The sequence below is a fragment of the Deinococcus metallilatus genome (assembly GCF_004758605.1).
Taxonomy (GTDB): Bacteria; Deinococcota; Deinococci; order Deinococcales; family Deinococcaceae; genus Deinococcus; species Deinococcus metallilatus.
Map to the genome: position 1 here is coordinate 711,724 of NZ_CP038510.1, position 10,777 is coordinate 722,500.

9 protein-coding genes and 1 riboswitch (1 of these 10 cut by a window edge) are annotated in these 10,777 nt (G+C 68.6%); of the genes, 3 read left to right on the plus strand and 6 right to left on the minus strand.

What is annotated here, in order from left to right:
- Positions 1–118: 118 nt before the first annotated feature.
- The 5 genes from E5F05_RS03185 to E5F05_RS03205 all read right to left on the minus strand — a co-directional run bounded on the left by E5F05_RS03185 (position 119) and on the right by E5F05_RS03205 (position 6,538).
- Entirely contained in the window at positions 119–2,113 is a 1,995-nt protein-coding gene (locus tag E5F05_RS03185) for a DUF11 domain-containing protein (protein ID WP_138223751.1), read from the minus strand.
- A 24-nt stretch (positions 2,114–2,137) separates the two neighbouring features.
- The gene (locus E5F05_RS03190; RefSeq protein ID WP_138223752.1) at positions 2,138–2,644 is read right to left on the minus strand and encodes a hypothetical protein; all 507 of its coding nucleotides are present in this window, start codon (positions 2,642–2,644) and stop codon (positions 2,138–2,140) included.
- Positions 2,645–2,830: 186 nt separating this feature from the next.
- Positions 2,831–2,914, minus strand: a riboswitch (cyclic di-GMP riboswitch).
- Positions 2,915–3,360: 446 nt separating this feature from the next.
- Positions 3,361–4,188: an SDR family NAD(P)-dependent oxidoreductase gene (locus tag E5F05_RS03195; RefSeq protein WP_138223753.1), complete on the minus strand. Its 828-nt coding sequence runs from the start codon at positions 4,186–4,188 to the stop codon at positions 3,361–3,363.
- A gap of 2 nt (positions 4,189–4,190) precedes the next feature.
- On the minus strand, positions 4,191–5,690 hold the full coding sequence (locus E5F05_RS03200; protein WP_138223754.1) for a flavin-containing monooxygenase: 1,500 nt from the start codon (positions 5,688–5,690) through the stop codon (positions 4,191–4,193).
- On the minus strand, positions 5,687–6,538 hold the full coding sequence (locus E5F05_RS03205) for an alpha/beta fold hydrolase (RefSeq protein ID WP_138223755.1): 852 nt from the start codon (positions 6,536–6,538) through the stop codon (positions 5,687–5,689). The genes E5F05_RS03200 and E5F05_RS03205 overlap by 4 nt, the downstream gene beginning before the upstream one ends.
- A 220-nt stretch (positions 6,539–6,758) precedes the next feature.
- Between E5F05_RS03205 and E5F05_RS03210 the strand changes: the two genes are divergently transcribed.
- Entirely contained in the window at positions 6,759–7,373 is a 615-nt protein-coding gene (locus tag E5F05_RS03210; protein ID WP_171029493.1) for a TetR/AcrR family transcriptional regulator, read from the plus strand.
- A gap of 9 nt (positions 7,374–7,382) precedes the next feature.
- Here E5F05_RS03210 and E5F05_RS03215 read toward each other — a convergent pair whose 3' ends face one another.
- Positions 7,383–8,063, minus strand: coding sequence for a GntR family transcriptional regulator (locus E5F05_RS03215; protein WP_171029494.1), 681 nt, complete (start codon positions 8,061–8,063; stop codon positions 7,383–7,385).
- Positions 8,064–8,288: 225 nt separating this feature from the next.
- Here E5F05_RS03215 and E5F05_RS03220 point away from each other — a divergent pair, with 225 nt between their 5' ends.
- Complete coding sequence (locus tag E5F05_RS03220; RefSeq protein ID WP_138223758.1) at positions 8,289–9,782, plus strand: NCS1 family nucleobase:cation symporter-1; 1,494 nt, start codon at positions 8,289–8,291, stop codon at positions 9,780–9,782.
- A gap of 86 nt (positions 9,783–9,868) precedes the next feature.
- Positions 9,869–10,777 carry the 5' portion of an allantoinase AllB gene (gene allB, locus E5F05_RS03225; RefSeq protein WP_138223759.1) on the plus strand. It continues 453 nt past the right edge of the window, so 909 of the gene's 1,362 nt are visible here — the first part of the coding sequence; its start codon is at positions 9,869–9,871; the stop codon falls past the right edge of the window.

Below are 10,777 nucleotides of genomic sequence, written 5' to 3' on the forward strand. Positions count from 1 at the left end.
ATCTGGTAAGGCGCGACCCGGAGGGGGAACGCGGGCGGAATTTGTGGGTTCTGCTGTTGGGGTGATGCCAAAAGGTGAGGCGGGCGCGCGCCGCACAAAGGACGCGCGCCCGAAAAGATCAGTTGACCGTGACCTTGAAGGTTTCGCTGATGCCCTGGCCGGGCTTCAGGATGTCGTTGGTGTCGATGGTGTTGTCGTTGTTGACGTCGATGGCGACCTCCACCTTCTGTCCCGCCGTAGGGACGGTGGTCGGGGTGGCCGAGGGCTGCCAGGTGCCGCCGTTGAAGCGGTACATCAGCTTGGCGCCTGCGGGAAAGCCGTAGTTGTTGGCATCGAGCATCGACGCCGTGACGCTCACGAAGCTGGTGTTTGTGGGCACCGTGTCCGAGAGGATGTATTTGGTGATGTTCGAGTTGTTGGTGTTGCTGCCCGTGATGGTGTAGGTCAGGGTGGCGCCGGGGGCAGCCGTGTTCTTGTCCACCGTCTTGGTCGGCGTGTAGAGGTTCTGGGTGGTGGCCACCGTGAACTTGTCGTCCGCGTCGGTCGAGGTCGTCCCGGTGGTGGGCGAGGTCGCCGTCTGGGTCACGGTGTAGGGGCCGGGGAGCGTGTTCTGCGGCACCGCCACGCTGGCCACGAAGCAGCTCTTGGCCCCCGCCGCCAGCGAACCGGTGGACGTGAGAGCCGTCGTGTTGTCCGCGACGCCGTCGCAGTTGGCGTCGGCGTAGTAGGTCACCGCCGGGTTCGCGTTACCCGTCGGGATGCTGACCGCCACTGTACCGGTCAGGTTGAAGGTGTCCGGGGTCGAGCCGTTGTTCACGACGACCATCGGGAAGGTCACCGGGGTGGTGCCGGTCGTGGCACCCGTGGTCGTGACGGTCTTGCTGACGGCACTGGGCGTCGGTGTGCCGTTCACGCTGTCGGTAAAGAGCACGCCCGGCAGGTTCACGATGTCAGTGGTGGTGTCGGTCTGGGCACCCGCGCCGCCGTTGGCGGGCAGGCTGTTCTGGCTGGTGCTGGTGACGGTGACCGTGGGGGCCACGCCCGAGGAGGCGGGGGCCGAGTTGGCGGGGAAGGTCACCTTGACGCGGAAGGTGTACTCGGCCCCCGCCGCGAGGCTGCCCGTGTTGGCGATGGTGGTGCCGCTGGTATCGGTGATGGTGACGGTCGTACCGGTCGGGAACCCGGCAGTCGCCGTGCTCAGATTGAAGATGTCGGCGCGGTTGCCGTTGTTCTTGACCGTGTTCAGGAAGGTGACGCTGGTGGTGGTGCTGATCGCCTGGGCGTTCTGGCTGTCGCCGCTGTAGTTGATGGTGACCGGGGTGCCGTCCGGGCTCTGATAGGAGGTGACGGCCACGGCGTTGCCCGGGTCCACTTTGCCGTCGGCGTCGGCGTCCAGGTTGGGGCCGACCTGCCCAGTGTCGGTACGGGTGATCTGCGCCTGGTTCCAGTTGTCGGTGTCGTTGGCGGGGGCCGTCTCGGTGACCGCAGCGCCGGGAACCACCGTGCCGTCTGGCGCGGTGTAGGACTGCGACGTGATGGTGTGGGGGGTCAGCGCCACGATGGCGTTGGTCCCCAACTTGTCGCCGGTCTTGGCGCTGGTCGGGACGGTGTACACCACGCAGAAGGTGGCGCTCTGGCCAGGGTCCAGGGGACCGGACGTCGTGGCCGCAGTGGCGGTGCAGTTGCCGCTGCTGTCGGTGGTGTAGTAGACGGGCGTGGTGGGGGCTGCGCCGCTGGTGGCACTGTAGGTGGTCTGAGTCACAAAGGAATAGGTGTCCTGCGTGACGTTGCCGGTGTTGGTGATGGTGTACTTGAAGCTGGCCTGCTGTCCGGGAACCAGGCTCGCGGTGCCCGCCGGGGTCAGACCCGCGCCGTTGGTGCCGGGCGTGCCGCTGCTGTTCTGGTTGTTCAGCAGCACGGTGAAGCTGGGCACGGCGCTCACGGTGGTCACCACCGCGTTGGAATACACGGTGGTGGGGTTGGTACCGCTCGCGTCCGAGAATGAGGCGGTGGCCTGGTTCCCGATGGCGGCCCCAGCGGTGGTGCCTGCCGCGTAGGCCGAGGCCAGCGAGAGGGCAGCGAGCAGGGCAATGGTTTTACGGACTGTCTTCATGAAACCTCCGGAGGTGGGCAAAGATCAACGGACCTTGAAGCGGGCAGTGAGCGTCACAGAGTCAGAGGGGTTCAGGGTGGGCACCACCCAGCGGACATTGGTGTACTCGCTGGGCTGCACCACGACCTCTTTGGTGACGGTCTTGCCGTTCTCGGTGACCGTGATCTTTCTGGTGATGGGCGCGGCCGCGTAGGTCTTGCCGCCGTCAATGCTGTACTGCGCCCTGTACACGCTCTCGTCGGCCTTCATGAAGACCTCGTTGGCGGGGACCGGCAGTTGCAGCGCGATGTTCTTGAGGGGCTGTCTTCCGGTGTTGCTGGCCTTCACGCTCTGCTGCAACACGTCGCCGGGGTGAACGGCGCTCACCGGCACGAATTCTTCCTGGGTCTTGCCGTTCTTGGTCACGGTCTGCACCAGCAACTGACTCAGCACCAGCTTCAGTGGGCTGGCGGCCTGCTGCGCGGCGGCGAATCCGGCCAGGGCGAAGGCGACGCAGACAAAACGGCGCGGGGGCAGGGTTAGAGATTTCATCACAGCTCCTTCGGATCAGCGGGACGGCAGAGAACCTGGAAGCGCTTCCTGACGCACCAGCGCAATTGGGCTTCACTTGAACGACTGGACAGCCCCAGAAGAGGGGACGAACAGTTGTAGCGAAACCCCTGGCAAGGCGTCTGTAAGAAAACGAAAAGGCGACCGACAAACGTGTCACCCAGGGGTTCACGGTTTCGTCGGTCGCACCACTGGCTCCACATGCGGCAGGTGCCCGGATATGCCGCACGCTTCATAGCTCCGGAACGGGCAGAGCCTAGGGCAGAAGCCATTACCAAACCCTTACAGTCTTCTCATGCCCTCAGACCAGAAACCGGAGCGCCGGGCCTCGTCAGATGCTCCAGCCCATCAATTCCCGTTTTGGTCCGGCGGAAGACCTCAGTCCTGGCCTGCCCTCCACGTCCTTCTCGGCCGCGCAGCGAGAAAGCGGACCACGGACTGCGTGTGCCGAAGCCCCGGGGCCAGACTGAGAACCTGTTGGAAAAGCGGGCTGGCTCTGCCGTTCCGACTCCCTATTCGCAGAAATCAATCCGTTCCAGGCAGGAACCGCCAGCTCTGCCGCTCTGCGCGCCTCCCTTTCCGAAAGTGCCCCTGCCAGGGGAGGGGGCTGGGGGAAACGCCTTCCGACGCCACCCCCAGCCCGCCTTTTCAACCCGCCCCGAGGCCACGTCCCGCGAGGCTCTCCATGAACTGCACGCTCAGCGAGCGCCCCGCAGCACCTCCAGCACACGCCCGTACGAACCGGGCAGCAGACGCGCGATCCAGTCGAGCAGTCTGGCGTCGTTGCCCACGAGCACGCGGGCCTGGCGGCGCCCGGTCCCATGCAGGATGATCTCGGCAGCTTGCGCCGGATCGAGGCGCAGCAGGCGCTCGAACTCGCGCTGGCCCGCCTGCGTTTCCACCTGGCTGACCCCCTGCCCCACCCGGGCATTCCGGGCGATGTTGGTCCGCACGCCGCCGGGAAACACCGTGGTCACGCCCACCCCCTGCGGCGTGAGTTCGTGGCGCAGCACCTCGCTGAAGCCGCGCACCGCGAACTTGCTCGACGAGTAGGCGCTCTGCCCGGCGGGGCCGATCAACCCGAACAGGCTGGAGACGTTCACCAGTTGCGCGTCCAGCGTGGACCGCAGGGCGGGCAGGAACGCTTTGGTCAGCGCGACGACCGCGCGGAAGTTGATGTCCATCACCCACTCGAACTCGTCCAGGGTGAGCTGCTCGAAGGTGCCGCCCAGCGCCACGCCCGCGTTGTTGATCAGGAGGGTGACCCGGGGATGCTCGCGCAGCACGGCGTCCGCGAGGGCGGGAATCTGCGCCGTGCGGCTGAGGTCGAAAGGATGAACGCCGATCTTCAGGGCGGGATACCGCTCCCGCAACTCCGCCGCGACCGCGTTCAGCCCCACCTCGTCGCGGTCGATCAGGGCGAGGTGGCTTCCACGTACGGCCAGCCCACGCGCCAGCGCACGGCCGATGCCGCTGGCCGCCCCGGTCAGCACCGCCGTGCCGTTCTGGAAGACGTAAGGCCGCAAGGTCAGGCGCTCCGGGGAGCGGCGCTGCGGGCGGGGAGGGGCCGGGGACTCAGGCGGAGGCGGTACTGCGCGGGGTCGAAGTGCTGCAAGGTGCGCCGGAAGCTCGCCGCCCGTTCGGGCCAGAGCGAGGTGTTGCGGCCGCCCGCGTCGATGTACCAGCTCGTGCAGCCGCCCTGCATCCAGACCGTGCCTTGCAGCTTCTCCTGCAACAGCCGGTTGTAGGCCTCCTGCGCCTCCGGGCGGGGTTCCAGCGCCAGCAGGTGTTCACGTTCCAGGTACGCCAGCGCCCGCAGGATGTAGCCGATCTGCGCCTCCATGATGTACACCATGCTGTTGTGCCCCAGGCCGGTGTTCGGCCCCACGATCAGGAACAGGTTCGGAAAGCCCGCGACCGTGGTGCCGTGCAGCGCCTCCATGTGGGGTTGCCACACGTCCGCCAGCGAGCGCCCGTCCCGCCCGTAGATCAGCCGGGCGATGGCGGGCTGCGTGGCGTTGAAGCCAGTGCCGCCGATCAGCACGTCGAACTCGCGCTCCTGGCCGTCCGCCGTCACGACGCGGGAACCGCGCACCCCGGTGATGGGTTCGGTCACCAGTTCGACGTTCGGCTGCTGGATGGCCGGGTAGTAGTCGTCCGAAACCAGGATACGCTTGCAGCCCAGGCGGTAGTCCGGCGTGAGCTTGGCGCGCAGGGCGGGGTCGGGAACCTGCGCCTCCAGGTGTTTGCGCCCCAGGTTCTCGGCCAACTGCCCGAAACGCGCGTTCGAGAAGGTCAGGAAGCGGGCCTCGGCGTTGCCGAAAATCCACTGCCGCGCGAGGCGTTGCAGGGCGGGGTAACGGCGGAACAGGGCGCGGCGGCGCTCGCTGGTTTCATGGTCCATCCGCGGCATGATCCAGGGGGCCGAACGCTGGAAGACGGTCAGGTGCGCGGCCTGCCGCTGCACCTCCGGCACGAACTGGATGGCCGAGGCGCCGGTGCCGATCACCGCCACGCGCTTGCCCCGCAGGTCCACGCCGTGGTCCCAGCGGGCGGAGTGGAAACGCGGCCCCGCGAAGGTGCCCAGCCCGGGGAGGTCCGGCCACTTCGGCTCGATCAGCGGGCCATGCCCCGAGATCAGGACGCGGGCCGTGTACGTTCCGCCGCTCGTCTGGATGCGCCAGAGGGCTTCCGCGTCGTCCCACTCGGCCCGCTCGACCTCGTGGTGAAACCGGATGTGGGGGCGCAGGCCGAAGGTGCCAGCAGTGCGGCGCAGGTAGTCGAGGATTTCCGGCTGGCGGGCGTAACGGTGGGCCCAGTCGGGGTTGGGGGCGAAGGAGAAGGAGTAGAGGTCGCTCTTGACGTCGCAGGCGCAGCCCGGGTAGGTGTTGTCCCGCCAGGTGCCGCCGACCTCCCCGGCCCGCTCGAACAGCACGAAATCGTGGATGCCGTGCCGCGCGAGCTGGGCGGCCATACCCAGCCCCGCGAAACCGGTGCCGATAATGGCGACCTGATGGTGGGGGATCATGCGGGAACCTCCTGAAGAAAGTCGAGGACGAGGCGGTTGAAGGCGCCGGGCCGTTCCAGTTGCGGCATGTGGCCGGTCCGGGGAAAGAGGTGGGTGCGCGCGTGGGGCTGCCGCTCACGGGCGGCGGCGAGGTGCGCGGCGGGCAGAATCCGGTCGCGGTCGCCCCAGACGATCAGCGTCGGCACCCGCCGCGCGGCGAGGGGACCGTGCAGGGCCGCGCGCCAGGGCGCCTTTGCCCCGCGCCAGTCGCCCAGGTCACGCAGGACGCGCAGGAAGGCGCGGGCCGCGCCGGGCTGGCGGGCCAGGTCCAGCGCCTGCGCCACGCGTTCCTCCGTGACCAGTGCCGGGGCGTGAAAGAGGGAGCGCACGGTCTGCCGGGCGTTCCAGCGGGTGGGCCGCAGCAGCAGTTCCCCCAGGTGCGGCACCGCCAGGGCGCGCAGGACCGGGGCGACCTCCGGCCCGAAGCCCGCGCTGTTCACCAGCACCAGCGCGCGGGTCCGTTCCGGGAACTGCACCGCGAACTGCTGCGCGACCGCGCCGCCCAGCGAGTTGCCGATCAGGGTCACGGGCCGCGTCTCCCCCACCGCGTCCAGAAAGTGCGCGGCGAAGCGCGCCAGGCCCGCCAGGGTGTAGGGCACGTCCGGCTTGTCGGTGTAGCCGAAACCGATCAGGTCGAGGGCATAGACGCGCTGGCCGCGCGCCAGCGGCCCCAGCGTCTCCGACCAGTCTTCCAGGCTGCGGCCGATCCCGTGCAGCAGCAGAACGGGCGGCCCCTCCCCCTGGACGGCAAAGCGGGTGCGAATGTCACCGACGGTGAGGGAGCGGGGCGGTGGTGGGGGCAGACTCATGGCGGGCCTCCGGGGAGGGCGGAGCGGAAGGCAGAGGGCAGACAGCGGTGTGCTTCCAAGTATGCGAGCCTTTGCTCGCATTCACAACTCGCGTTTGTGTCGCCCGGTGAGGCGCTGGAAAAGTGTGAAAACCGTGCTTCCACAGGTTCTGCCGGAGGGTCAGGGGACCCAGCCCTCACCCGCACTCGCGTTTCGGTGCCCGGCGTCCTATTGTCCGGGCATGATTCCGGGTTCCCGCACGCGGCGCATTCCCCGGCAGGCCCGCAGCCGCCAGATGGTCGCGCGGCTGCTGGAGGCCGCCGCGAGCCTGTTTGCCGAGCAGGGGTACGCGGCCAGCACCACCAACCACATCGCGGAGCGGGCGGGCGTGTCGGTGGGGTCGCTCTACCAGTTCTTTCCGGACAAGGCGGCGCTGCTCACGGCGCTCCAGGCCCGCTGGACCGAGCGGCTCGGGCAGGCGCTGGACGAGGTCTTGCGGCACGCCTCCGGCCGCCCGCTGGCCGACGTGATCGACGATGTGCTGGAGGTGCACGCCCGGCTGAACAGCGATCCCCCCGGCCTGCTGAGCCTGCTCCTGTCCGCCCCCTCCACCACACCCGACACCGAGACGGTGCTGGCCGCCCTCCAGCGGCGGGTCGAGGGAATTCTGGAGGTCCGGGCGCCCCAGCTCGGCCCCGAGGCCCGGGCCTGCGTCGCGCGGCTGAGTATCCACATCGCGGGCGGCCTGTATGCCCTCGGCGACCCGGCCGGGGCCACCAACCCCGCCGTCCGCGCCGAGGTGCGCGCGGCCCTCCTGGCCTACCTCTCCCCCATCGTGAGCGGCCACCGGGGGTGATCTCCCTTCTCAGGTCGCGGCGGGGGTCAGGCTGAGGGCCGCCTCCAGGTCCACCCGCTGCTGAACGGGGGCCGACAGGTCGAGCCGCGCCTCGATCTCCCGCAGGTGGCGCTCCATCAGCCGCACCGCTTCCTCGGCCTGGCCCGCCGCCAGTTCGTCGAGCAGGCGGTCATGGTCGTGGTTCTCACAGGTCGGCGGGGCCGCCCGGCCATACAGCGCCAGCGCCAGCGAACTCTGGGCGGTGAGTTCGCGCAGGAAGCGCAGCAGCACCTGGTTGCCCGCCACTTCCGCCAGGCGCAGGTGAAACTCGCCTGACAGCCGGATGGCCGTGGCCCGCTCGCCCCGCAGCTCCGCGTGGTGCTCCCGGGCCAGCAGTGCCCGCAGGTCCTGGTCCACCTGGGGTGTCCAGCGCGCGCAGGCCTCGCGCACCGTCTGCGATTCGATCAGGCGGCGTGCTCCGAACATCTCGTGCACGGTGGCGGGGGTGGGGCGGTAGACCCGCGCGCCCTCGTTCGGCGTGAGGTCGACGTAGTTCGCCTCGCTGAGCCGCAGCAGGATGCGCCGGATGCGTTCGCGGCTGACGCCGAAGATGGCCGAGAGCCGGACCTCGGGCAGCCGCAGCCCGGGCGGCAGGCGCTGCTCCATGATCCCCTGCACGATGGTGTCGTAGATGCGCTGGTCGGAGGTCATCGGCTGGGCGCATTCTTCCACACCGTCTGGAGGCGGCCCGTCCCGGCAGCCCAGAGCCGGGCCTGAAGCGAATCTTAATGAAGTCTTGACATTGTGCACAATCCGCAGCACCATGAGCGCACACCGAAATTCAAGCGGCCACCGCGTCTGGGTGGTCACCGTCCGCCCGCGTCCGCACGCCCGCCCCCAGCCCCGCCCCAGCGGCGGGACTCCACGAGGTAGAGCATGAGCCACGGTGCAGGAGCCACCACCTTCGAGCGGCGCCCCGAATACAGTGACCGGCTGTATAACGAGGACCTGGCCCCCCTCCGGCCCCAGACCTGGAACTGGTACAACATCTTCGCCTTCTGGATGTCGGACGTGCACAGCGTCGGCGGCTACGTGTTCGCGGGGAGCCTTTTCGCGCTGGGGATCGGGAGCTGGCAGGTGCTGATCTCGCTGGTGGTCGGCATTACTATCGTCAACGTCCTGTGTAACTGGGTGGCGCGGCCCAGCCAGCAGGCGGGCGTACCCTACCCGGTCGCCTGCCGTCTGCCCTTCGGCGTGTTCGGGGCCAACATCCCGGCGGTGATCCGGGGGCTGATCGCCGTCGCGTGGTACGGCATCCAGACCTATCTCGCCTCGGCCGCGTTCGTGGTGCTGCTGCTGCGCTTCTTCCCGGGCCTGCAACCGCTGGCCGAGAGCAGCTTCGCGGGTCTGTCCATTCTCGGCTGGATCGGCTTCATGAGCATGTGGGTGCTGCAAGCCATCGTGTTCTGGTTCGGCATGGAGGCCATCAAGAAGTTCATCGATTTCGCCGGGCCTGCCGTCTACGTCGTGATGTTCCTGCTGGCGATCTACATCACCGTCCGGGCGGGCGGCCACGTCAGCCTGAATCTGGCGGAGGTCAAGTACACTGGCAGCGCCGCGATCCTGCCGATGATCACCGCCACCGCCCTGGTCGTCTCGTACTTCAGCGGCCCGATGCTGAACTTCGGGGACTTCTCGCGCTACGGCAAGAATTTCGACGAGGTGAAGAAGGGCAACTTCTGGGGCCTGCCGGTCAACGTGCTGCTGTTCAGCCTGGTCGCGGTGATCACCACCTCGGGCACCTTCCCGGTCTTCGGCAAGCTGATCACCGATCCCATCGAGATCGTCGCGCACATCGACAACACCTTCGCGGTCGTGCTGGGGGCCTTTACCTTCGTGACGGCGACCATCGGTATCAACATCGTCGCCAACTTCGTGTCGCCCGCCTTCGACTTCTCGAACGTGGCGCCCAAGTACATCAGCTGGCGCACCGGCGGCTTCATCGCGGCGGTCGGCTCGATCTTCATCACGCCCTGGAACCTGTTCAACAACCCGCAGGTGATCCACTTCACGCTGGACGCGCTGGCCTCGTTCATCGGCCCCCTGTTCGGCATCCTGCTGGTGGACTTCTACCTGGTCAAGCGCCGCAAGATCGACGTGGACTCCCTGTACATCGCGGACGAACGCAGCCGCTACTGGTACACCGATGGCTGGCACCTGCCCGCGGTCTACGCCCTGATTCCCGCCGTGCTGGTGGGTCTGCTGATCACCTTCACCCCCGGGCTGAAGGGGCTGGCCAACTTCGCCTGGTTCACCGGGGCAGGCCTGGGCGCGGTCTTCTATTATCTGCTTAGCGCCCGCGAACGGCTGATGTACGCCCGGGGCGAACCTGCTGCCGCGCTCGGCGTGCTGCCCTCGGGCGACGACTGAACACCCATCCGGCGGGCCTCCCAGGGGACGGGGCGAGCTTCGGCGTCCCGTCCCCTGACCCCACCCCGCCCTGTGAGGAGGAACATATGCTCGATCTGAGTTTGAACGGTGCCCGGGTGGTGACGCCCGGGGGCGTGCAGGTCGCCTGCGTGGGCGTGCAGGACGGCGTGATCCACAGCATCACCGACACGCCGCCCGCCGCCCGCACCTCGCTGGACCTTTCGGGCAAGGTGCTGCTGCCGGGCGTGGTGGACCTGCACGTCCATTTCAGCGAGCCGGGCCGCACGCACTGGGAAGGCTGGGCGTTCGGCAGCCGCGCGGCGGCGGCGGGCGGGGTCACGACCGTCGTGGAGATGCCGCTGAACGCGATTCCGGCGACCACCAACGTCCCGGCCCTGGACCTCAAACTCGCGGCGGCCCGGGCGCACTCGCAGGTGGACTTCGCGCTGTGGGGCGGGCTGATGGAGGACAACCGGGCGGACCTCCGCCCGCTGCACGCCGCCGGAGTAATGGGCTTCAAGGCCTTTATGCTGGAGATCGACGACGGCAGCTTTCGCCACGCGCCGGACCACATCCTGTACACCGGGATGCGCGAACTGGCCCGGCTGGACGCCCTGCTCGCGGTCCACGCCGAGAACAGCGCCCTGATTCACGGCCTGTCGCGCGACCTACAGGCGCAGGGCCGCCGCGATCCGCAGGCGTGGCTCGAAGCCCACCCGCCCGTCTCGGAACTCGACGCGGTGCGGCGGGCGCTGCTGTTCGCGCAGGACACCGGCTGCCGCCTGCACGTCGTCCACGTCAGCCTGCCCGAAGCTGCGCGGGACATCCTCGCGGTGCGGGCACAGGGGCAGGCCGTGACCTACGAGGTCTGCGCGCACCACCTCACCCTCACGGACGCGGACTTCGTGCGGTTGGGCGCAGTCGCCAAGTGTGCGCCGCCCCTGCGGGACGCGGCGCGGGTGGAGGCGCTGTGGGAGCTGGTGCTGGCGGGGGAG